The following is a 22,970-nucleotide window of genomic DNA, read 5'->3' on the forward strand; positions in this document are numbered from 1 at the left end:
AATTGCTAGCATTGAGAAGAAAACCACTGAAGATATCTCGATAATACTAATTCCTGACAAAGAAGTATAATCTCTCCTATCTTTGATTCTAATTTTACAGAGAAATGTAAGCGCTAACATTTTATATTTAAATAAGGAGTTAAACATTTATTTCTTTTACCACGAACAGTCTGAGTGAAAGAGGCTACACTTATGGAGTTGAGTTGGGCTGCCGGGATGTAATGCTAATAAACAATAAGGGGTGTTGGTATGAATAAGGTCACTTCTTCTGTAAAACGTTCAAAGCGATTCCAAGTTCTTGAGGATAGGCCGATTAATAAGGATGGATTTGTTCACGAGTGGCCTGAACAAGGGTTTGTAGCCATGTCTAGTCCTAATGATCCTAAGCCTTCTATTACCATAGAACATGGTAGAGTCGTAGAGTTAGATGGCAAGAGCAGAGAAGACTTTGATATGCTTGATCAATTTATTGCGGACTATACGATAGATGCCTTGGCGGCCGAGGAAGTCATGGAAATGGATAGCTTACAAATTGCAAGAAAATTAGTAGATATTAATGTTTCAAGAACTGAGGTTTTAAAAATAACCAAAGGAATGACTCCTTCTAAAGTGGTGGAGGTTCTCAACCATCTGAATGTCGTTGAGTTAATGATGGCTCTTCAAAAATTAAGAGCAAGAAAAATGCCATCTAACCAATGTCATGTCACGAATGTCCGCGATAACCCTGTTCTTATGGCGGCAGATGCAGCAGAAGCTGGAATTCTTGGTTTTGACGAACAAGAAACAACCGTAGGAATCGTTCGTTACGCTCCTTTTAATGCGCTTGCCCTTTTGGTGGGTTCACAAACGGCGAGGAACGGGATCCTGACCCAAGATGCACTTGAAGAAGCAACGGAATTGCGGCTTGCGATGCTTGGATTAACAACGTATGCAGAAACGATTTCGATTTATGGAACTGAGTCTGTGTTTATGGATGGTGATGACACCCCGTGGTCTAAATCATTTTTGGCCTCAGCTTACGCTTCCCGTGGTTCAAAAATGCGTTTTACTTCAGGGACTGGATCAGAAGTGCAAATGGCAGGTTCTGAAGGGAAGTCGATGCTTTACCTGGAGGTTCGCTGCATTATGATGGCGAAAGGAGCGGGGGTACAAGGGCTGCAAAATGGATCCATCAGTTGCATCGGAATACCGGCCTCGGTTCCAAGCGGTATTCGTGCCGTTCTGGCTGAAAATTTAGCTACCACCATGTTTGATCTTGAAGTAGCTTCAGGAAATGACCAAACCTTTTCCCATTCAGAAATTAGACGTAGCGCAAAAATGCTATGTCAGATGCTGCCAGGGACGGATTTTATTTTTTCTGGATATAGTGCAGTTCCCAATAGTGATGATATGTTTGCCGGCTCTAACATGGATTCTTCTGACATTGATGATTACTTAGTCATCCAGCGAGATATGATGGTTGACGGCGGGATAAAACCGGTAAAGGAAAATGAAGTTATTGAAGTCCGTTATAAAGCGGCGAAGGCCATGCAAGCCATTTTTGAGGAGCTGGGATTCCCTGAAATCACGGAAGAAGAAATTGAAGCCGCCACTTATGCTAATGGCAGCAGTGATATGCCAAAAAGAAATGTAGTGGATGATCTAAAAGCAGCCGAGAGGATCTTAAAAGAAGGAATTACAGGCTTTGAAGTAGCTTTAATTCTGGCAAGGCGCGGGTATGAAGTAACGGCTGAACGGATCTTTAACATGTTGAAACAACGGGTGGCAGGGGATTATTTGCACACCTCAGCCATTATTAATAAAGATAACCTTGTCATTAGTGCAGTTAATAATGAAAACGACTACACCGGGCCAGGGACAGGATACCGGCTGAATGAAGAGCGTTGGCAGGAGATCAAAAACATCAGACAAGCCATTAACCCAAGTGATTACTAAAAAGAAGAAAGGAGGAAATGACATGCCCATAGGATCCATCTCCATTGAAATGTCTCTAACTGATCTAGAGCAGTCACAAAAGGGATCAAATCCGAAGGAAGTGGTTATCTGTATTTCCCCGGCCTTTGGCAAAGAAATGAAGAAGACGATTATAAAAGAAGAACACGCCAAGGTATTACGGGAAATCATTTCAGGCATTGAAGAAAGTGGGGGTACCCCTCGGGTGATTCGCAGCTACCATACCGCTGATTTGGCATTCATGGGGCACCAGGCTGCTAAGCAGAGCGGATCAGGGATAGGTGTAGGATTACAATCACGCGGGACAACAGTAATCCATCAGCGGGATTTAGACCCGCTAAGTAACCTTGAGTTATTTCCACAATCACCTTTAATTACACTGGAAACTTACCGTGCAATTGGGAGGAATGCGGCCTTTTACGCCCTGGGTGAAAGTGTGGATCCCGTACCGGTAGTCAACGATCAAATGGCCAGGCCAAGGTATCAGGCCATTGCAGCTATTTTGTATTTGAAAGAAGCCCAGTATGTTGTTAAAAATAAAAAATCCGTAGACGTTGAATACAAATTTGCTATGAAGGAGGAGGGGTAACATGAGGACCTTAACGAGAGAAGACTATCCTTTAGGGGACAAAAGAACGGAATTGATAAAAACTCCTACAGGAAAAACTCTTAATGAATTAACCCTGCAAGAAGCGTTACAGGGAAATATATCCAGTGAAGACTTTCGCATCAGTCCAGAGACCTTATTACATCAAGCCGAAATTGCTGAAAGCTTGAATAGAGACCAATTAGGAAGAAATTTTCGAAGAGCGGCTGAACTCATTAACATTTCAGATCAAAGAATACTTGAAATTTATAACGCCCTCAGGCCGAATCGTTCCACAAAAGATGAACTGCTTACCATAGCAGAGGAGTTGAAAACGGAGTATGAAGCTATTGAAAACTCCAAATTAATCGTGGAAGCAGCTGAAGTGTATGAAAGAAGAGGACTGTTGCGCCAAGATGAGGATTAAATATGGAGAAGTATATTTTTGCTGGTATTGATATTGGAAACTCGTCAACAGAAGTAGCGATTGCTGAATGTAAGGGAAATGACATCACATTTTTATCTCAACATCTTGTTCCCACGACAGGGGTAAAAGGAACAGTGGAAAACATAAAGGGCATAACCAGGTGCTTAAAGCAAGCAGCAGGAAAAGCAGGAATAGAGCTGTCAGATATTGATACAATCCGCATAAATGATGCTGTACCTGTTATTGGAGACCTTGCAATGGATTTAATAAGTGAAACAGTGATTACGGAATCATCGATGATAGGGCATAATCCGGACACTCCAGGCGGCGCAGGGCTTGGAGTAGGTACGACGATTCTTATTGATCAGTTTGTTCAACTCTCGAGTGATGAGACAGAGGTTGATTATATTGTGGTGATTCCTAACACGTTTGATTATGAATGGGTTGCTTATGCCATCAATCAAATGGTCTCAAAGGGATATTCCGTAACGGGAGCCATTGTGCAAAAGGATGACGGCGTGCTTATTCATAATCGTTTGCATCACAAGATCCCTATTGTAGATGAAGTTCGTATGGTTGAAAAAATTCCACTAGGAAAACTAGCCGCCGTGGAAGTGGCACTGCCTGGTTACGTCATTAGAATGCTTAGCAACCCGTATGGTTTATCCACTCTTTTTGAATTAGAACCTGAAGAAACAAAACAAATAGCCCCTGTGGCTAAATCTTTAGTTGGGAATCGTTCGGCTGTGGTGATCCGAACGCCGCAAGGAGAAATTGTTGAACGTAAAATTGAAGCGGGAAAGATGACTCTTATTGGTGAAACATCAAAAGCACAAGTTTCAGTAAACGACGGATCAACTACAATAATGGAAGCTTACAAAAAAATAGGAAAGTTACTTGATGTCACTGGAGAAAAAGGGACTAACGTTGGTGGGATGTTAAACGGACTTAAACAAGATTTAGCTGATTTAACCTCCCAGGACCTCAATGACATTTATATAAGTGATCTATTTGCCGTGGATTCAGTGATACCTTTCTCTATAAGTGGAGCTATGGCTGGCGAATTAGCAATGGAAAGCGGTGTTGCTTTAGCATCCATGGTTAAGACTGAAAAAGTGTCTATCCATAAAGTATCAGAAGAACTAGAAGAAAAAGTTGGAATCCCCGTAGAGGTCGGAGGGTTGAAGCAGTCATGGCTATTAAAGGAGCGCTCACTACTCCCGGTACTGAAAAACCAATTGTCATATTAGATATGGGTGGGGTTCTACAGATGCAGCTTCTATAGACGAAAAAGGTGACATTTCTACAACACACTTGGCTGGAGCAGGTGACATGGTCACCCTCCTCATTAACTCTGAACTTGCTCTTCAGGATCGAGAACTTGCTGAAAAAGTTAAAAAACATCCATTAGGGAAGGTCATTAGTTTATTTCAAATGCAGCTTGAAGATGGAACAATTCTTTTTTCAGAAACTCCCTATCCTTCTTATACGTTTGGAAAGTTGGTCATTCGAGAAGAAGGTGGACTAACTCCAATACCTATTAAAGAATCAATTGAAAAGGTTCGTACCATTCGCCGGGATGCTAAACGAAAAGTTTTTGTAAATAACGCTTTGCGCGCTTTAGAGCAAGTGGTACCTACCAAGAACATTAGACATATCTCCTTTGTTGTTATGTTAGGGGGATCTGCGCTTGACTTTGAAATTCCGCAAATGATTAGTGAAGAGTTGTCTAAATACGGTATTGTCGCAGGGTTTGCAAATGTAAGAGGAACAGAGGGGCCAAGAAACGCGGTTGCTACAGGCCTTATCCTTTCTACGAAAACGGAGAGGGGAAAGGTATATGGATAATGTAAAGGTATACCTTCCGATCTTTTATGATGATAACTTACCTTCCGTCAATCTAAAGGAGCTATGTGCAGGTATCGAAGAAGAGGGAGTACCATATGTAGTCAAACCAATTAAGAATGAAAATAATGTGATATCTCCTTCTCCTTTGGAAGTCAAAATAATAGTAAAGGAAGATAAAATGGACGTTTTCCATGAGAAGCTTCAAAAAGGACCATATCTTACCAAAAGTAAAGGAAATGAGAGATTACTAGGGAAAAATGCAGCAAGACTAGTGAAAGGAGTATCGCTGAGTATAGAGTAACAAAATATCTGTAATGGAGGAGTAGATATGACAAAGGTAACGTTAGCTACAGTGAAAGAGATGTTAGATGCTGCTGAAAATAAAGCAAAAGAGATAGGTGTACCCATGGTCATCACGATTGTTGATGATGGTGGAAACCTATTGGCAAGTCACAGAATGGACGATGCGTTATTAGCAAGCATAGATATATCTTTAAATAAAGCATGGACATCAGTAGCATTAAAAATGCCTACTAACCAGCTAACAAGCTTAGGAAAGCCAGGGGGAGAACTCTTTGGTATTCACACCACGAATGATTCTAGAATTGTTTTATTCGGTGGCGGCATTCCGCTCACAATAGAAGGAACGATTGTAGGAGCAGCAGGAGTTAGTGGTGGATCCGTAGAAAATGACATTGAAGTAGCAGAAGCCGCAGTGGAAGCATTTAAGGTTATACACTCACAGTAAGATCAGTGAATTCTAAGATAAGTACAATAGTCCTTCTTTTATCTAGTAAAAGAAGGACTATTCATTTTTTCGGAATTGTAATAATATTTAATCAATAATTCCTTTCACTAACTTCAAAAATGATTACCCTTTACTTTGAAATTCTAGGGGGGAGACAATGAACTTACTTATTGTTGATGATGAAACGTTAGAGAGAGAAGTGTTGAGGGATATTGTGAAAAAAAGCAACCTCAATATAGGAATTTGTTTAGAAGCTGCAAACGGCCTTACAGCATTAGAAATAACTAAAAAAAATAAAATAGATCTTATTCTTATGGATATTAAAATGCCCATACTCGACGGCCTGTCTGCTGCCAAAATGGTAAAACAAATAGATCCTAATATCAAAATCATTTTTTTGACAGCCTATAATGAATTTGATTTTGCACTGCAGACGATCAAGATTGGAGCAGAAGATTTTTTGTTAAAGCCCGTGCGCCCAAAGGAGGTAGTAGAATCACTGCAAAAAGTGGTAACCAGTGCAGGAAATAATGGCCTGCTAGAAGAACAAAGAAGTTCCGTGATAGAAAAAATTAATAGCTATATTAAATCTAATATCGATGAGAAGCTAACCTTGGAACAGTTAGCAAGAGTTGTTCACCTGCACCCTCAATATATTAGCCGGTTGTTTAAACAAGAAATGGGGATGACATTCACTGATTTTATTACAAAGAAAAGGATAGAAAAATCAAAAGAATTGTTGGTGAAGAGCAAAAAAAATATTACAGAAATCAGTGAACTATGTGGGTTTTCTGATCCTAATTACTTTTCTCGAGTGTTTCGTAAGATGGAAGGTGAACCACCGATGCAATATAGGAAGAATGAAACTTTGTTAAGAAAAGAAAAATTAAATAAACACTATTTTAACAGAATTATGTGATGAAGCACTGGGAAGGCAGTGTTTCATATTATATTGCTAGTTTTTAAAGAAGCAGGGTAAAGGAGGGTGCAGCCTTATCAAAAATCTATGGGAACTTGTTGATACGGAAAAGTTACAGGACATACAAGACCAATTTGCTGAGGCAACAGAAGTAGCTGTCATTATATGTGACGCTGGTGGTAACCCAATTACGAAGCCCAGCAACTTCACAAACTTCTGTAACTATATCCGTTCATGTGAGGAAGGTTTAAAACGATGTATCCTTTCGGATGAAAGAGTGGGCAAGATGGCTGCTGAAAGAAACCAACCGGTTATTCACCGCTGTCACACAGGTTTGATTGATTTTGCGGCACCTATTGTACTGCGAGAAAAATACTTAGGTTCAGTCCTTTGTGGCCAACTTTTAATTGATAAAGAGGAAGTAGAGGATATCCCGGATATGAGTATGGAAACGGGAGAATTAGACTTAGAACAAGAAACCATGCACTCGTTATACAGACAATTGGAGCATAAGAGTCATAGCCGTGTAAAAGCAATTGCTCAACTACTTTTTTTAACTGCAAATTATATTGTAGAAATAGGAGATGCCTATTTAATCAAAAAAGAATTAGCAGTAAAAAATGAAAAACTCTTTACGGAGTTGCAGCTCCGTGCGAATTTAGAAAAAACCTTAAAGGAAACACAACTGAAAGTACTCCAATCCCAAGTAAACCCTCATTTCTTATTTAATACGTTAAATACAATTTCTAGGATTGCTTATTTAGAAGGCTCAAATCAAACTCAGGATGTTACATACTTACTCAGTAAAATACTAAGGTATAGTTTGCGTAATATAGACCAATTAGTACCATTAAAAGAAGAGGTTGAACACGTTCGAAACTATATTCGTATTCAGCAAACTCGATTTCCAGGGAAACTCCATCTGGAAATACAGGAATACGATCATTTAGAAAATTACCATATTCCTATCTTCACATTACAGCCCCTTGTTGAAAATGCTGTTGTTCATGGTTTCGAACCGGTTGGCCTTCCTATGAAAATTTCAGTTACATTTATTAGTAAAGATGACAAGTTCATTATTAATATTATGGATGATGGAAAGGGCGTTACAAAGGAAGAGCATAATATATCAAATGTACCCCTCCCTACAGGAAAAGGACATACAACCGGCTTAGGTATTCAAAATGTTGATAAAAGGTTAAAATATTATTTTGGGGATACTTGGGGGATTCACCTACAAAGAAGAGGAGAAAAAAAGGGCACGATGGTTCACATTCAGCTGCCAAACCACTTACTTGCGGGAATGTAGAAGTGAAGAAAGAATGTGGGTAGCAGGGTAGAGTACGATTTCAAACCTACTCAGCTGCCATTTTCAATCCTTTTTAAGGGAGGCATTGAAAAATTGCAGGGGGACCTTGAGAGAAAAAAAGAAACGAGATGCAGTTACTATAAGGATCTACCATTCTAGTAACCTTTCTCGTTCTCTCTTTTTCGTTCCTATACATAATCTGTCCTTCTTCACTTGTTATGTGGGGTGATAGCTGCTGATAGTGGTGGGGACATACAAGCTGTGCCTGTGGTGTCTTTAATTCTTGAAAGGAGTCAGATAAATGCTAGATCTGACTCTGCTTTTTCTTCCTTTCAATTATTTTGGCAAAAAAGATACTAGCTTCATACAAAAGAAAAAGTGGAACGCAAACAAGTAAAGGGGTGATAAAATCAGGAGGTGTCACTAGCACTGCTAAAACAATTAATACAAAATAAGCATATTTACGGTATGTATGAAGCTGCTGGGAATTGATTATGCCCAGCTGTGCACCAAACATAACTGCGGCAGGTAATTCAAACAAAAAAGCAACAGGGATGACTGTTCGGAACATAAAGCCAAAGTAACGCTCTACCGTAAAAAGGGTTTGAAACTGATCAACGGCAAGCCTAGTAAAAAGTTCATGACTAAAGGAAAAATGATAAAAAAACCAAAAGCTAATCCGGTAATAAACAAGAAAAAGAATAGGGGAATATAGGAAAGGGTAGAGCGCTTCTCTTCTTTGGTTAATCCCGGAGCGACAAAGGACCATACTTGATGTGCGGCAAGAGGGACTGTTGGAATGAAAGCAATGATAGCTGAAAGGCCATATAGACCCAAACTATATCTCCAGGACCTAATATCGCCAATTGATCTTCCAAATCTCTTATTAAAAATGAGTAAACATCACCGACAAACATAAAAGAGAGGGCAAAGAAGACGATAAAGGCCCCGCCTAAAAGAATTAAACGCCTCCTTAATTCCTCTAAATGAGTTAGGATAGGACTTACTTCTGTGTTCTTATATTCTATCGATTCCATATAAACACCTCTTTATTCTCCTGCCTTATGTAGAGAAACAGGGCCACTGGCATGACCCTGTTTGTGTAGTGTCAGCTTACATGATGCTGTTTCTCATTTTGGGAAGGGACTTCCCGTAATTCAGTAGAAGACTCTCTTTTCACCGGTTCTTCTTCCACTAGCTCTCTGGCTGAATGTTTAAATTCTGATAAGGTGCGTCCAAAGGCTCGTCCGATTTCCGGAAGCTTGGATGGTCCAAATATGATCAAGGCAATCACGAGTATGATAATAAGCCCGGGGACTCCTATGCTTTGTAGCATACATTACCTCCTACATAACTTGTTTTTTTGGTTCCTCATCGTTTTGCACATAGTCTTCCTCAGCATAGTCTTTTGGTTTGGAAGGGGAAGGGGTATCTTCTACAAATTCTTTTGCTGAGTGTTTAAATTCAGAAAGCGTCCGTCCAAAGGCTCGTCCGATTTCCGGAAGCTTGGATGGTCCAAAAATTACGAGAGCAATCACAAGCATGATAATAAGCCCGGGAACACCGATATTTTGTAACATTGTCTACCTCCTCGTCTTAATCTTCTGGGTAAGCTGCCACTGCTTCTATTTCAATTAACCAGTCTGAATTCACTAAACCAGCAACGCCTACCGTAGATCGAGCAGGTTTAACAGGGTTACTGTCGTTATCAAAAAATTCGCCGTATGCTTCAAACCAACCAGTGTAGTCCATTTCGCCGTCTAATGCTTCATCAGGAGTGATATATACTCGTAAATAGGTAACGTCCGCTAAGGAAAGGCCTTCTTCTTCAAGGTCTTCTTCAAATTGCTCTAAAATACCAATGGCTTGTTGTTTGGTATCCCCGTATCTTTCATAAACTGTCTCCCCATCAGGATCTAGTTCTGGTGGCACAGATCCGCTGGAATACCAAAGGGTGGTATCAGCTGGAATCGTGACGGCAGATGAAATGGTCGAAGACTCTGATCCATAAAAGGTGACCTCGTCCGGTACGACAGTCGTTTCTTCAACTGTCTCTGCTTCCGTGTCAGGAGCAGGCTCCCCACCGTCAGAGGAAAAGGCATGAAGACTTCCGAATCCAAGAGATAATGCGAGTAATCCTGCTATACCAAGTTTCATAGGTTTTTTCATCAGAGTGTTCCTCCTTTGTTTTATCCTAATAGGGCGGTTTGTTTAATGAGCGATGTCGCCGAGGAGACAGGCTCATGATTAATCACGCGTTTATGAATTTGATCGACCACACTTTCCATAGATTCAAAAGCACCAGCCATCCAACCGGTATAATAACTTAAATGTTCACCGGCTAAATACACGCGGCCATCGGGTTTGTTTAATACACGGTAATGAGTATTGCGATCAGATGGTGAATAATTGGCCCATCCGCCTAAGTTATATTTCATTTTTTGCCAGGCTATAGAGAAAGAACTTTCAAACTCTTTATTGTATTGTGGGTGGATTTTAGCTCCTTGTTCTAGAGCTCGCTTTTCTCTCATTCGAAGAGAGAAATTTCCGTATTTGTCAGCATCATTACCAAAGTTATAGTAACCTACAACAATTCCTTTTTTCGATTGATAATCTGAAGAGGGATACCAAATCTGATTTATATCCATGTTGGTGTTTGTGATCCCGCCATAGATTAAATCATCTTCCTCCCAAAATCTTCGCTTAAATTGAAACCCTATTTTACCTGCCGAGGCATAACCAATAGATTCGATAGCCGTAGACATGTCTGCTGAAAAGTCAGCAGGTATATTTTTCAATACTGGTAGAGGAATTGTACAGATACAAAAGTCTCCTTGAATTTCATTCGTGCTTCCTCCTTTAGTGTAAACAATACGGCAACTCTCTTCCGATTGACGGATCTCCTGGACCTCTGCTCCAAACGTAATCATGTGACCAACTTTCTTCTCAAATGCTTTTGGGATTTGATCCATACCCCCAACTGGCTGAAACATCATCATTTGTTGGTTAATGTTATATTCACTGCTGAAGTTTGCGACACCAGCCTCTAATAGCGCACTAAGGTCAAAAGGATCATCGTATGTTCCGTCTTGAACACCAGGGAGTACCCTATATCCTCTAGCGGAGGATCCTTGGTACCTGAGGTTTCCATCAAGACTTCCTTCTTGTTGCAAATAAGTAAGTAACCTTTCCTTGTCTTCTGTTGTCAGGGGTCGATCCAACGCACTTTGATCAAGTGACTTAGCGAGCAATTCAGAGGTATATCCTCTCATATCCGTCCGTGCTTCTCTTCGTCTAATTCTTTGTCCGGACATGGGGCCCACATCTTCGTTATACAAATAGGTCGACTCATTTACGTTTGCAAAAGTCTCCAATTTTACTCCAAGCTCGCGACAGTAGTTCATGGTGGTCGTGTGGTGTTGGGGAATTCGAGCCGGACCAGCATTGAAATAGAGGCCATCTTCAAATTGAGCGGTTTGAATGTCTTTATCAATTTCAGCGTGTTGATCACCACCCCTAACTGTCCAGCTTCTCCCGCCACTGCGATCTCTAGCTTCCAGAACGTGACATTCATACCCTGATTTCGTCAATTCATAGGCGGCAGACATTCCCGCGAGTCCGGCTCCCAAAATAATGACCTTTTTCCCATTCTTCTCAATGTTGATAAATCACCTTCATCAGGAAAACTACCATCACCACTCGCTTTGGCAGAAGGGGAAGCAAGTAAACCAAGGCTTTCCATAGCTCCAAAAACGGCCACTGCGCTCCTACTTTCCCTAATCCATTGAGAAATTGCCTTCGTGTTACGTCCGTTTTCAATCCTTGTCGACTCAATCCACTTCCTCCTTTCGACTCACTTTACTAAATGATGTAAGAATGAAATCTCCTTACAATGGTAATGCTACCAGTTTTATTTTCTTATGTAATAATTTTGGAACATAATATGACGCAAAATTTTAATTATTCTGATTTTTTTACAAAGTTTTTTTCTCGGTCGAAAGTAGAGAGGTTGTGTGTTGGTAGAAATACTTGGAACTAAACTTGAATGTCTTAATATTCCTTTAGAGCGAAAACAAAGTAAACAAGTAAACAGCCGTTCATATACTGCACTATAGGAGATGAATAGAGAAATTTAGTAGATATGACTTGATATAAATTGTATGGAACCGAAACTTTATTTTTCAATCCTGCCGAACGATTCAGAACGACAAGTAAAAAAAGAGACTGAAAAACTCAGCCTCTTTTAGGTATGCAACAGATAAAGAACTTTTCATATTGCCATTGAATATAGTCCAGGCAGCAGCGGAGGATTCACCAGGCTTTAAGATACATGGTCAAATTGTTGAATCATGGATCTTAAAACTGATGAATGCCTTCTAAGTGTAGTCTTATGCTTTCTGTTAGCTCATTGTATTTCTCTTTTCCTACCTTAGATATCTCATAGTTTCTTTTCGACCTCGTGTCCTCATTTAGCCACCTGCTTGTAATCCAGCCTTCACTATCCATTTCTCGAATAACCTGGTAAAAGTACCCGTGACTGTTAATCCAGGCATACCATCGTCTCATTTCCCGATAGAGTTCTCCGGCATGGCGTTCTTTTTTTCTAGCAATTGATGGAGAATATACCAGCGTATGAATGATTTTACATTAAGTATTTTACTTAAATACCGTTTTTCTTCCTCACTTAACGTCCAGGGGACATCATGAAATTCTTTGGAGGTCACATTTAAGATCATCTGTTTGACGGCTTTTTCAATGCTCGTTAGAAGAGGAATGTACCTTTCTCTGAAGTCGTCGAGAACCATTCTTCCTGTATGACATAGTGAAAATATTTTTTTTCTTCCTTCCTGATGGTGACTAATCCACCCTTGCTCATCCATTTCTTTAATCGTTTTATAAACATATGTTCTTGAGCGGTTAGGACTAAGGTCGTCTTCCTTTATCCCTTCAGAAATAGAGCGGTGAATCTCAGCAAGATGGGCAGGAGACCCCTGGACCTGCTTTAAAACTAAAAATTGAATGATTTTCTTTTTGAGTGACATCGATTTTTTTTAAGGAGAATGCTTTGTCTTTCATTGCCTCACAACCTCTCGCAAGCATTATATTAATTTTACCACAAGTAGTCTAAAAGAATAAAAAGCATTTAATGTACCTTTAGAAAGTATTATGCTATTATGTATATGAGTATAAAGGAAGAGGACATTCCTTTTTTAAGTGTGACTGAAGGTGAAGGAAAGAAAGTACATAAAACGATCTCATACTAATCAAAAAAAGAGTAACCGTATGCTTAAGTATGAACTAAGCTGCGCGCTCTAGATCTTGAATTACTAGGTAATCATGAAGTGCGGATCTTACTCACCAAAATCTTTACCGGTATGGAGGAGGGGGGACCTTCGTGAAAAGCTTAAATGCTGCTACGAGCTTTTATTGTAATGAGTGCTTTAAGAGATTTACAAAAGGAGAGAAAGTATATTTCTTTTGGGCAGAAAAAAATACTTTTGTAACGATTGCTCGGTAACAAAAAGTACCTCTACGTTAGAAACCATGTGTATATGGGGTAATAGCGGACTCTGGGTTAGGCGTAGAACTTCTTTTGATAGAGAACGGGCATAGAAAATACACGCGTGAAAAGTACGATTATCCTAAGAAGAAGGTGATGACATTGCATTCCTTTAGGTTACTCAGGCACATGAAAAACCTTTAAGGAGGGAAAGAGAATGGCTGCCACAACACGTGGGAAAGTGTTGAGGGAACTTCCTAAACAAGGACGAGATACTTGTCCGATTTGTGAGAGAACAGGAATAAAATTACTCTACCCGAGAACTTTACACAATCATGTGACTTTTAACGTGTGTAAAATCTGTCGCCCAAAGAAACGTATGAAAGAGAAGAAACAATAGAATACGAACGAATGATAACTAGTGAGTAAGTGAAAAGTAGGGAGATAAATGGATCGTAACGATTGGTATGAATGGCAAAAAAAAGTAATTATTGAGGAGTATCTTGACAAACTTGATCAAAGGTCACTAGAAGATGCAAAGTACTTTCTTTCAGGAAAAACTGATTCCAGAGAAAATGAAAAAGGAAAGTGAAACTAATTAAAAGGGAGTTGGAGGCGCGTAAGGTGAGTCTTCAAAACATTACTGATCGGTTCCTAAGTGAAGTATATTTATTGGCCCGGGAATTGAATGTGGAGGACGATTTTTTACTTCTTCTTCAAAATGAAATGATTAGAAGGCAACTGGATGACTCATCTGGAGAAAAAACTATGGATCAACAGTAACTGGCAGGATAACGTTAAATGAAAGGGAGTACCGGGGTCAGTAGTTTTCGGTATTTCCTTTATAAGAGTAGGTAATGGGGGAGGAGTTGGGGAATTTCCCTTGAACTCTTTCCCTTGTTACTTGTGGAAACGAACAGTGGCTCTACAAACATCCGGGGTAGTGGCCTTTTTTAGGAAGGAGTACATCAATAGAGGAGTGACCCTCAATGAAACATGGAGAGAGAGGCAATTGGAGAGCCCGTTTTTTTAATTAGTTAGCTTACATAGAAGAAAACCATTTATACACATGTTAGCTAGTTATAAAAAGATTTTTGCTAAACAAACGAGGTGTTTGCTTTGATGAGTACAAGGGAGGAAGTCAAAGAGTACGATTTCTTGACTTCAACCCAAAATATTGTGCAACAAGCATTGTCAGCATTAGGTTACAAAGACGAGACATACGATCTCCTAAAAGAGCCTATTCGGGTGCTGACTGTGCGGTTTCCTGTGAGAATGGATTATGGAAAAATTAAAATATTTACTGGGTACCGGGCTCAGCATAACGATGCAATCGGTCTAACTAAGGGTGGTATTCGCATTCACCCTGATATCTCCGCAGAAGATGTGAAAGCATTGTCAATATGGATGACTTTGAAATGGGGAATTGCGGGCGTCCCTTATGGAGGAGGAAAGGGAGGCATTGTGTGCGACCCGAGGCACATGTCTTCCGGTGAAATGGAGAGATTATGCAGAGGTATGTACGGGCCATTAGTCAAATGACAGGCCCTTCCAAGGATATCCTCGCTTCAGATGGCTGCACCAATTCTCAGATCATGGCATGGATCATGGATGAATACAGTCATTTACGAGAATTTGAGGCTCCTCATTTCATAACCGGAAAGCCGCTGGTCCTTGGCGGATCTCAGAGCAGGGAAAGCGCAGCGGCTTTGAGTACAGTCATTTGTGTAGAAGAAGCAGCCAAGAAAATAGAGCGAAAGATAAAAGACGCAAGGGTGATCGTACAGGGCTTCGGTCATACAGGAAGCTTTCTGGCCAAGATGCTAAAAGATCGAGGAGCAACCATCGTTGGTATTTCAGATGCTATCGGCGGCCTCTATGATAAAGATGGATTGGACATTGAATCTTTACTGGAGAAAAGAGATTCCTTTGGAACAGTTACAAATCTTTTTAGAAATACGATTACGAATAAGGACCTGCTAGAGAGTGATTGTGATGTTTTGGTGCCTGCATCGGTTTCCAACCAAGTTACAAAAGATAATGCCCATCAAGTGAAAGCGAGTCTCGTGGTGGAAGCTGCCAACAATCCGATAACAATGGAGGCTGTTAAAATATTACATGATCGTGGTGTATTAGTCGTCCCTGAAGTCCTGGCAAGTTCGGGAGAAAGCGCTGTCTCTTACTTTGAATCGGTACGAAATAATCTAGGCTATTACTGGACAGAAGAGGAAGCAGCAGAAAAAATCAGGGATAAAGTTGTGACTGGTTTTCAAAGTGTCATACAAACCTCTACCCGTTATAAAGTAGATACACGATTGGCGGCTTGTATAGTGGGAGTAAGAAAAACAGCAGAAGCCTCCATATTCAGAGGCTGGTTTTAAATGGTCCAAAATATGTAAAGTAAGGAGGTGTTGGGGTGGGGAGAGCAAGAAGACGCCAATCGACACTCGAAAAGATTCATAAGTTATGGTCCAGTGAGGATGAAATCGATCGAACTTACGCTGACTTGCTGGCTATAGCAATTGATACACGGATTTCGATGGGCTTAACGCAATCTCAACTTGCGAAGGAAACTGGTATTGCAGTAAGCATGATCTCAAAAATAGAAAACGGGGGAAGCATTCCGTCCGTAAAAATATTTTTAAAGTATCTAAACGGGTTGAACTTACATTGGTCGTTTGCGTACAAAAAAAGTGATAAATAAGCTACAAAGAGGGGAGAATCTCTCTTTTTATAATCTCTTTAAATCATCGTACCAGTATCAACACGAATCTTAATTATTATGCTACATAGTAAGTGTGGGTCTCTTCACTCAAAAAAAGGAAGCGCTCTTACTAAAACCAAGGAGAATTTCATAATATAGAATTTAAGGAAGATCACATAAAATGAACCCAAACCTTCTGAATTCATTCCCTAAATAGGGTGAACAATTTACAGCTGATTAGAGATGCCCAGAAAGATATGAGGATAAGCTGGCGTTGAATTAAGGAAACACTCTTATCTATAGTTTTACTAGACTCTATGAACAGAGAGGAACGATACTCTCTGTTTTTTTGTATTCCTTTTACTCAAAGTGTCACAAAACTTTAAAACCTTCTAAAAATTATTTACAATAAGTTTTATGGGAGAATTTCTTACAAACACCTTGAAATAGTAAAGGATAGGGGTATGAAAAATGCGCTTTGAGAGAGAATCTAGTAAACTCAGTCTCCTTTATGAAATGTTTATTACATATATTTCTAAGATGAAAGGCGAACAAGGAAACGTAACTCGTATCAACCTTTCAGATAATATTATATCAGCCATAGGTGGGTTGATTACGATAAGCATAGTGAGTGTGATTGCTGTGGCGTTAGGGTATCCCATGGTCCTTGGGCCCATTGGGGCAAGCTGTTTGTTAGTGTTTGCAGCTCATCATGGTCCGTTTTCACAACCACGGCACATCTTAGGAGGACACTTCGTCTCAACGCTTGCAGCTTTAGCCATTTGGGATGTATTAGGAAAGAGTCATTTGACAATTGGCCTAACACTTGCGGTTGTCCTCATCCTAATGATCCTTTTGAATGTTATGCACCCACCGGCTGCTGCAAGTGCTATTGTAGCCATTAACTCTCAGTCAGGTTGGGTTTTCCTTCTCACTGTCATTATAAGTTCCCTGGTGGTTATAGCTATTTCGGTTCTTTATAATAACCTATTTAAGGACAGGCACTATCCAAAACAGTGGCTATGAAAGAAACGGAATTTGGAATAGCACCAATAATTGTTTAGAAAACACAGAAACCCTTTCTGTTAGGCAAGGTTTGAACATGCTTTCACCATGTCGGTGAATTGGTTTCACCTTTAACCAAGACGGTAAACCAGGCGCTTCATGGCTTTAAAATGGGAAAAAGAACAACAGGTGGATGGAGGAGGTTATGTACTGAGAACATGACCTCTTAAGACTAAATTTTAAAAGAAATGTTTAACTCACCAATCAGTGCCAGAGAAGTTCTTTTGGTAGATAGTAGCCTCTGACCTAATGGGGGAGGTTATAAAATATTAAAACAGATTGTTATCGCTAAGTGACCAACTTACTAGGAGTTGGTCTATTTTTTCTATAGAAATATATATTAATTGATTGGTAATTAGTAAAGATTGTTTTCCAAAATATCATGTTTCTATTTACTTTACATACAGAACTAGTGAATGGGAGTTGAGTAAATTGAAGGGTAACAGCGATGTATCTTTCCATGCCTTTATAAGGGGTATTATTTTCATTGGCTTTGCTCTCTTGCAACTAGGAATGATTATTTCAGGAAGTATACGTCTCTATATTGCCCCAACTATGCTGCCATTCGTTTATGTGGCTACCGTGGTACTATTCTTACTTGGGATTTTACAGGTTCTACGGAGTACTCAAAAAGATATGGAGGGGTTCTTTTGTGATTGCGGTGAAGACCACAGCATGAATGGGAGTCCTCTGACTAAAATTGTGATTTATAGCATTATTTATTAGTCCCATAATATTTGGGTTTTCATTACCTGATCAAGTTCTAGATAGTTCTGTTGCAGCTAATCGCGGTATACAATATGGTTCTGGGATTTTTACAAGTCCTACAGCTAATCCAGAACGAATCGTGACAGAAAAAAGTATAGGAGAAGTTGCAGAAACTGAGCAAGAAGGTTCTGACGGAGATAAGTATGATGAGTATTATAAAGACCTAGCACAAGCTTATAGTGATATAGATAGAATAATAATCAATGAAGAGAATTTTCTTGAAATGCTTTCTGTGATAGACCTCTATATTGACAACTTTATTGGGAAAGAAGTAGAAGTAACTGGATTTGTGTATACCGAACCAGAAATGAAAGATAATCAACTGGTGGTTGCACGTTTTTCTATGACCTGTTGTATCGCAGACGCCACTGTATATGGAATATTAATAGAGTCTGAAGAACCTGTAGACGTGGAAGAAGATACGTGGGTTACGGTCCATGGAAAAATTAATAAAGGAAGTTATAATGGTTTCGTGATGCCGACCGTTAGTACAACAAATATAGAGCAAGTCAGTGAGCCCGATATGCCCTATGTCTTCCCATCTTTTAAATGAAAATAAGAAATACAAAAAATGGATATTAAAATTTCTATTACCAGTAGTTAGGTTAGAAAAATTTCCTCAGGCAGAGAAGTGGAACCAGACAATAAATCCAATAAACTCTAAAAGATGGAGCGGGGGCCAGTAGCTAGAAGAGATGCTCTTTTTTCAAAGTATTGGTCTAACGTATTTCTGAGCAAAGTTATCAAAGTACAGAAAAGTTATTAGACTATGGATATGAGGCATTCTGATCAAGAAACATACTCAAAGGAAAAGAATAGAAGAAGCAAGGTGAAATTTCAAAATGAGTGAAAAGGCTGCGGGGGAACCCTCAACCTTTTTTTGTCCATGATATCTTCTCAAACTTATTCTTTTCTACGAATCTTAAAGACTTTTTCACCTAGGTAGAGGGCAACATTTCGGGAAGTGTTAACAAAGTTTATATTAAATGATATTATTGAGGATCAAAATGAAGCAGATACCCGTTATTATTTTGAGTGGATTTTTAGGAGCTGGGAAAACAACTTTATTAAAGAATATTTTAAGCGATTTCAAATGCGGTATACTTAGAAAACGGTAAACGGGAGAAATTTAACATTGAGAGTGTTCATTCGTATTCCTATCAATTTGAAGGTCTGGTAAATAGAGAAAGATTTGAAGAATTCTTAGCTACTTTAAAAAGTACTGTTTTACGTGCCAAAGGATTTATCCCATTCGAGGATGGTACGCATCTTTTTCAATACACTCCAACAAACTTTACCTTTAATAAGCTTGATTGGTCAGTTTCTTCATCGAAAATTGTTTTGATAGGGACCTCTATTGACAAAGAAAAAATAGGACAATCCATAAAAGAGTGTGAGGTTATAAAGGTTAACAATTAGCAAGGAGGGCAACCTAGTCAAATTTTCATCTACACCCAAAACGGCACTTGACGAAAACGATTATATGCATTAACATCTGTAAATAATAATCATTACGATTTGTTTCGATATAGTGATGTACTAGGGAAAATGTAGTCCAGACAAACAAGGGAATAGTATACGGTCAATTGTTATTTGGGCAGCAATACACTTTTTTCGATTACCTGATAAAGAAGAGCATAGATGTTTTTTGATAGAAAAGTTTAGACATTTCCCCTAAGTCAAAGAAAAATAAACCAGATGTACAGGAGCAGGTTAATTGACTATGAATGCAAATTCAACTGAAATTTTTATATTAAGTGGTTTCCTAGGGAGCGGTAAAAGTACTCTACTTCGTCGGTTTCTTCATAAGGAACATGAGAATGGAAGACAAATAGCTGTTTTAATGAATGAATTAGGAGAAAAAAGCATAGATTCATCTGTCGTGCCTGCCAGTACCCCGTTAAAGGAAATGCTAAATGGATGTATTTGCTGCACCATAAACGGCCAACTTAGTCAGCAACTGAACAGCTTGTTAACCGAGTACAAATTAGATGCTATCTATATTGAGGCAACGGGGGCGGCTCACCCTATAGAAATTATTGATGCCTGTACCCACCCATTGTTAGCAGGCAAAGTAGAGATAAAATCAGTCTTGACCCTGGTTGATGTAAAACAGTGGAAAGAGGGAAGGGGAGTATAAAGATAAAAAAACTAATGAAAGAACAAGTAAGGTATGCTGATATGGTTCTCATAAACAAGATAGATAAAGTGGAACCTGAAGAGTGGGCATCTGTTAGGCAAGACATACAAGATTTAAATCCAAAAGCTGCGATTGTTCCTTCTTATTATTCAAACGTTGATGTTTCACTAATGTTTTCAAAAGAAAAACATACCGAGAAGAAAAAGGTTTCAAACACGTTAAACAGGGATTCCCACATAGAAAACCTTCACCTACATTCTGTGACCTTGTCCTTGCCTCACCCGATTCGTCGTGAGTGTTTAAGTGACTGTGTAAATTCCATGGAGGGCTGTCTTTTTCGTCTCAAAGGATTTGTGAAATTAATGGAGAGTCCAGAAATTTTTCTTCTAAATTATTCGTATGGAGAATTGCTCTTTGAGCCGTATGTTGACGAAAGAGAAGTGAAACCCGTTCTTGTATTCATTGGAGAAAATCTTAACCCACAGCAAATCAAGGAAAAAATTAACGGTTCTTATGTGTGAGCAACTGGATTGTGAGTCCCCTTAAACATTCTTGCTTTCTCGAGTGTCATAGAGTTGAATACCAGGAACCGCAGTGCCGGGGGCTGGAGCTGATAAAGGAAATACAAGCAAGTTAAATTTAAGGGTAGTAAAGCCTTACAAAAAGAGATATTTTATTTGATTTCCTAATACTTATTTGTTCGTTGATAAGTATATTTTGGTCAGAGGTGTTTTCTCTTTTAAATCGTAATGACAACAATTTTCATTTGTGTTTGATTCTTCTTTTTACAAAAATAACCTAAAGCGGTTGGGAAAGAAAACAAAAAACACCAGGGGGTGGCCTTATCACAACCTGAAATATAAATCGTAATCTGCGATTAAAGATGAACTCATTTGCCCCTGATGCCTGGGAAGTAGGATCAATAGAGGAGGATTCTATGCTTGATCAATTATATCGTCAATTAGTCATGGATCATGCCAAACATCGGAGAAACCATAGAGAGTTAAAAGAAGAAGGAACAAGTTATCTATCCTATAAAAACCCTACGTGTGGAGATGTTATGACACTATATTGGAAAATGTCACCCGACCATATCATTGAGGAGGTCTCCTTTATTGGTGAAGGATGTTCTATAAGCATGGCTTCTTGTTCCATGATGACCGAATTAATAAAAGGGAAAAAACTCGAAGAAGTAAAAAAACAAAAGGAAGGAATGGAAGAGCTTATAAAAAAAGGACGAGACCTGAACGGGTAGATCTAGGTGATGCCTTAGCATTAGAAGGTGTGCATAAATTAAAGGCCCGGCATAATTGTGCATTAATGGGCTGGCAAGCACTAGGCATGGTAATACAAGAATACGAAAAGAAGAATGAAAAATACGAAAAGAAAAAATGAAAAGGTTATCTGAAAAGAACTAATTGTTTTGGAATTCTGTAAGCAGTGATGTGTTAGAAATAATAAATGTAAAACAGAGTCAGAGGGGGCTGAATTATGCTTACCTTTCAACATTTACAAAAGAAAAGCTTTAACTCAAGACGTTCATTTGATCTAGGTATGTCTCTATTTAACACAGAGAATTTAGAGACTGAGATAGATTCAGAACGACAAAGGCTTATTAAAATAGAACAAAGCAACAATGAACTCATTGAGTTAGCGTTACTAATTAGAAATGAAGCTCTGATAAAGGGGCACGATGATTTTGTTAAACAAATAGATAAAGATTTAAGTGAGTTATATTTTTTTCAGGAAGAGTTTAAAAAAGAAAGAAAAAGGCTGGAAAACTGAACATCAAAGAATCTTACTATTGAGAGGGTCAACAACTCGAAGGGAGTAAAGGAACGTGAGTACATGGGATCTTTCTCGTACGCGACATCATTTATTAGTCTGTAACGGGGGCAGTTGTAAGAAGATGGGGGAGAAGAACTTACGTTGGCGTTGCGAGACGAAATTAAACGAAGAGGATTAAATAATCAGATTCACACCACAAGAACCCGCTGTAATGGACGGTGCCAGGATGCCTGTGTGGTGACAGTGTATCCCGAAGGTACATGGTATAAGAACCTTACGAGTTACGATGCCAAACCTTTTATTCAATCTTTGAAAAATAATCAGCGATATAGTAATAAGACAAGTCTTGTCTATGAAAAAGATGGTTTTCGTCGAGTAAATGAATCCGTCGAAGTAGGATATCAAAAACCATAACCCTAGTTTTACAAGTGAAAGGAACCTCTCTTGGTTGGATAGACTACAGCAATAAAATGAAATAGCTACCTACCATTATTCTTGAATGAGCAGGAATAAAAGAACATAGAGCGCCCTGTATCACAACAAATTGTTCAAATTTTAGTAAATACTTTGTGGAAATAAAGTGGAGAGGTCAGTCGTAGTTCACCGATAAGCAAGTGGATTTGAAAACTACATTTACAAGAGGATATTCCTTTACCCAACGACTATAACGACCATTCCCCGTTCAAGACTTGAAACTGTAAGCGTTGTGAATGTGGGGCATACGGAAAATAAAACAGGGCAGGAAAAAGTGCCCTGTTTTATACTATCTATGGCCTAATATTTCAGCTTCTAAGCTATTGAAATCAACTCCATTATTCTTGCAGCAATCCATTAACTTTCCATCAATTGCAACGGCTGGAACCGATTGAACACCGTATTCTTTGGCTTTATCTTCACCTTCGTTGGCTTCCCCCCTCTTGTTTAAGTTATACACAACGACTTCAGATTCGGGACTATATTGTGCAAGATTTTTAACATGGTTTACTGTAGCGTCACAAATAAAACAGTCTGACGTAAACACTTCAACTCTTTTTTTGGCCATTTTCATTCACTCCTTTACACATGCTAATAATTGAACAGTCATCTTTCGAAAGCCCCAAGACCGGGGTATTTTTCTGCTAAATTCTCAAGTAATACTATTATTTGGGCTATATTTCATATCTCTTCGATTTCTTTGATTTTGCTTACTGTAAAATCAAGTACTTCCTATGAAAG

Annotated in this window: 27 protein-coding genes and 4 pseudogenes; 22 read left to right on the forward strand and 9 right to left on the reverse strand. The window is 39.1% G+C overall.

Going from position 1 to position 22,970, the window contains the following annotated elements; all coding sequences use genetic code 11:
- Positions 1-249 precede the first annotated feature (249 nt).
- The 8 genes and pseudogenes from JCM19033_RS12785 to JCM19033_RS12820 all read left to right on the forward strand — a co-directional run bounded on the left by JCM19033_RS12785 (position 250) and on the right by JCM19033_RS12820 (position 7,790).
- Positions 250-1,935 (forward strand): propanediol/glycerol family dehydratase large subunit, encoded by a 1,686-nt coding sequence (locus tag JCM19033_RS12785; protein WP_054636581.1) that lies wholly within the window; start codon positions 250-252, stop codon positions 1,933-1,935.
- Positions 1,936-1,957: 22 nt separating this feature from the next.
- Positions 1,958-2,542 (forward strand): propanediol/glycerol family dehydratase medium subunit, encoded by a 585-nt coding sequence (locus tag JCM19033_RS12790; protein WP_054636663.1) that lies wholly within the window; start codon positions 1,958-1,960, stop codon positions 2,540-2,542.
- Position 2,543: 1 nt separating this feature from the next.
- Entirely contained in the window at positions 2,544-2,966 is a 423-nt protein-coding gene (locus JCM19033_RS12795; RefSeq protein WP_054636582.1) for a diol dehydratase small subunit, read from the forward strand.
- A 2-nt stretch (positions 2,967-2,968) separates the two neighbouring features.
- A pseudogene (locus JCM19033_RS12800) lies at positions 2,969-4,814 on the forward strand (diol dehydratase reactivase subunit alpha).
- The gene (locus tag JCM19033_RS12805; RefSeq protein WP_054636583.1) at positions 4,807-5,115 is read left to right on the forward strand and encodes a glycerol dehydratase reactivase beta/small subunit family protein; all 309 of its coding nucleotides are present in this window, start codon (positions 4,807-4,809) and stop codon (positions 5,113-5,115) included. Before JCM19033_RS12800 ends, JCM19033_RS12805 begins: the two are co-directional and overlap by 8 nt.
- Positions 5,116-5,142: 27 nt before the next feature.
- A complete protein-coding gene (locus JCM19033_RS12810; protein WP_054636584.1) occupies positions 5,143-5,562 on the forward strand; it encodes a heme-binding protein in 420 nt (139 codons plus the stop codon).
- Between the two features lie 157 nt (positions 5,563-5,719).
- Positions 5,720-6,481, forward strand: a complete 762-nt coding sequence (locus tag JCM19033_RS12815; protein ID WP_054636585.1) for a response regulator — start codon at positions 5,720-5,722, stop codon at positions 6,479-6,481.
- A gap of 76 nt (positions 6,482-6,557) precedes the next feature.
- Positions 6,558-7,790, forward strand: coding sequence for a PocR ligand-binding domain-containing protein (locus tag JCM19033_RS12820; RefSeq protein WP_269758198.1), 1,233 nt, complete (start codon positions 6,558-6,560; stop codon positions 7,788-7,790).
- Positions 7,791-8,094: 304 nt separating this feature from the next.
- Here JCM19033_RS12820 and tatC read toward each other — a convergent pair.
- The 8 genes and pseudogenes from tatC to JCM19033_RS12855 form a co-directional block, all read right to left on the reverse strand.
- Positions 8,095-8,827, reverse strand: a pseudogene (gene tatC / locus JCM19033_RS28225) (twin-arginine translocase subunit TatC).
- A 71-nt stretch (positions 8,828-8,898) separates the two neighbouring features.
- Positions 8,899-9,126 carry a twin-arginine translocase TatA/TatE family subunit gene (tatA, locus tag JCM19033_RS12830; protein ID WP_054636587.1) on the reverse strand — a complete coding sequence of 76 codons (228 nt, stop codon included), beginning with the start codon at positions 9,124-9,126 and terminating at the stop codon, positions 8,899-8,901.
- 10 nt (positions 9,127-9,136) lie between these two features.
- Positions 9,137-9,370, reverse strand: a complete 234-nt coding sequence (locus JCM19033_RS12835) for a twin-arginine translocase TatA/TatE family subunit (protein ID WP_054636588.1) — start codon at positions 9,368-9,370, stop codon at positions 9,137-9,139.
- Positions 9,371-9,386: 16 nt separating this feature from the next.
- The gene (locus JCM19033_RS12840) at positions 9,387-9,959 is read right to left on the reverse strand and encodes a RidA family protein (protein ID WP_232725439.1); all 573 of its coding nucleotides are present in this window, start codon (positions 9,957-9,959) and stop codon (positions 9,387-9,389) included.
- A gap of 20 nt (positions 9,960-9,979) precedes the next feature.
- Positions 9,980-11,419 (reverse strand): flavin monoamine oxidase family protein, encoded by a 1,440-nt coding sequence (locus JCM19033_RS12845; protein ID WP_269758188.1) that lies wholly within the window; start codon positions 11,417-11,419, stop codon positions 9,980-9,982.
- Positions 11,420-11,444: 25 nt separating this feature from the next.
- The gene (locus JCM19033_RS23510; RefSeq protein WP_157049864.1) at positions 11,445-11,624 is read right to left on the reverse strand and encodes a hypothetical protein; all 180 of its coding nucleotides are present in this window, start codon (positions 11,622-11,624) and stop codon (positions 11,445-11,447) included.
- 522 nt (positions 11,625-12,146) lie between these two features.
- Positions 12,147-12,356: a helix-turn-helix transcriptional regulator gene (locus tag JCM19033_RS12850; protein ID WP_054636589.1), complete on the reverse strand. Its 210-nt coding sequence runs from the start codon at positions 12,354-12,356 to the stop codon at positions 12,147-12,149.
- On the reverse strand, positions 12,353-12,832 hold the full coding sequence (locus JCM19033_RS12855) for a hypothetical protein (protein WP_054636590.1): 480 nt from the start codon (positions 12,830-12,832) through the stop codon (positions 12,353-12,355). The genes JCM19033_RS12850 and JCM19033_RS12855 overlap by 4 nt, the downstream gene beginning before the upstream one ends.
- A 906-nt stretch (positions 12,833-13,738) precedes the next feature.
- On the opposite strand from JCM19033_RS12855, the gene JCM19033_RS23515 reads away from it, so the two are divergent.
- From JCM19033_RS23515 to JCM19033_RS12910, 14 genes and pseudogenes are all read left to right on the forward strand, one after another.
- Positions 13,739-13,882 carry a hypothetical protein gene (locus JCM19033_RS23515; protein WP_157049865.1) on the forward strand — a complete coding sequence of 48 codons (144 nt, stop codon included), beginning with the start codon at positions 13,739-13,741 and terminating at the stop codon, positions 13,880-13,882.
- Positions 13,883-13,914: 32 nt separating this feature from the next.
- Entirely contained in the window at positions 13,915-14,073 is a 159-nt protein-coding gene (gene sda / locus JCM19033_RS22320; protein WP_198153499.1) for a sporulation histidine kinase inhibitor Sda, read from the forward strand.
- Positions 14,074-14,412: 339 nt separating this feature from the next.
- A pseudogene (locus JCM19033_RS12865) lies at positions 14,413-15,671 on the forward strand (Glu/Leu/Phe/Val dehydrogenase).
- A 35-nt stretch (positions 15,672-15,706) separates the two neighbouring features.
- On the forward strand, positions 15,707-15,994 hold the full coding sequence (locus JCM19033_RS12870) for a helix-turn-helix transcriptional regulator (RefSeq protein ID WP_054636592.1): 288 nt from the start codon (positions 15,707-15,709) through the stop codon (positions 15,992-15,994).
- A 471-nt stretch (positions 15,995-16,465) separates the two neighbouring features.
- Positions 16,466-17,020, forward strand: coding sequence for an HPP family protein (locus JCM19033_RS12875; protein WP_054636593.1), 555 nt, complete (start codon positions 16,466-16,468; stop codon positions 17,018-17,020).
- A gap of 552 nt (positions 17,021-17,572) precedes the next feature.
- A complete protein-coding gene (locus JCM19033_RS25850) occupies positions 17,573-17,785 on the forward strand; it encodes a DUF1980 domain-containing protein (protein ID WP_269758200.1) in 213 nt (70 codons plus the stop codon).
- A 7-nt stretch (positions 17,786-17,792) separates the two neighbouring features.
- The gene (locus JCM19033_RS22325) at positions 17,793-18,380 is read left to right on the forward strand and encodes a TIGR03943 family protein (RefSeq protein ID WP_269758201.1); all 588 of its coding nucleotides are present in this window, start codon (positions 17,793-17,795) and stop codon (positions 18,378-18,380) included.
- A 454-nt stretch (positions 18,381-18,834) separates the two neighbouring features.
- The gene (locus tag JCM19033_RS22330) at positions 18,835-18,945 is read left to right on the forward strand and encodes a GTP-binding protein (protein WP_157049866.1); all 111 of its coding nucleotides are present in this window, start codon (positions 18,835-18,837) and stop codon (positions 18,943-18,945) included.
- 16 nt (positions 18,946-18,961) lie between these two features.
- Entirely contained in the window at positions 18,962-19,246 is a 285-nt protein-coding gene (locus JCM19033_RS28230; RefSeq protein WP_374701242.1) for a GTP-binding protein, read from the forward strand.
- 304 nt (positions 19,247-19,550) lie between these two features.
- Positions 19,551-19,967, forward strand: a complete 417-nt coding sequence (locus JCM19033_RS12890; RefSeq protein ID WP_054636596.1) for a GTP-binding protein — start codon at positions 19,551-19,553, stop codon at positions 19,965-19,967.
- Positions 19,968-19,981: 14 nt separating this feature from the next.
- A complete protein-coding gene (locus JCM19033_RS12895) occupies positions 19,982-20,488 on the forward strand; it encodes a GTP-binding protein (protein WP_054636597.1) in 507 nt (168 codons plus the stop codon).
- Positions 20,489-20,904: 416 nt separating this feature from the next.
- Positions 20,905-21,222 carry a Fe-S cluster assembly sulfur transfer protein SufU gene (sufU, locus tag JCM19033_RS12900; protein WP_306301341.1) on the forward strand — a complete coding sequence of 106 codons (318 nt, stop codon included), beginning with the start codon at positions 20,905-20,907 and terminating at the stop codon, positions 21,220-21,222.
- 236 nt (positions 21,223-21,458) lie between these two features.
- Positions 21,459-21,752: a hypothetical protein gene (locus JCM19033_RS12905; RefSeq protein ID WP_054636598.1), complete on the forward strand. Its 294-nt coding sequence runs from the start codon at positions 21,459-21,461 to the stop codon at positions 21,750-21,752.
- Between the two features lie 55 nt (positions 21,753-21,807).
- Positions 21,808-22,169: pseudogene (locus JCM19033_RS12910) on the forward strand (ferredoxin).
- A gap of 349 nt (positions 22,170-22,518) precedes the next feature.
- Here JCM19033_RS12910 and JCM19033_RS12915 read toward each other — a convergent pair.
- Positions 22,519-22,797 carry a thioredoxin family protein gene (locus JCM19033_RS12915; protein ID WP_054636599.1) on the reverse strand — a complete coding sequence of 93 codons (279 nt, stop codon included), beginning with the start codon at positions 22,795-22,797 and terminating at the stop codon, positions 22,519-22,521.
- Positions 22,798-22,970: the final 173 nt, after the last annotated feature.

It is taken from the genome of Thalassobacillus sp. C254, assembly GCF_001310615.1.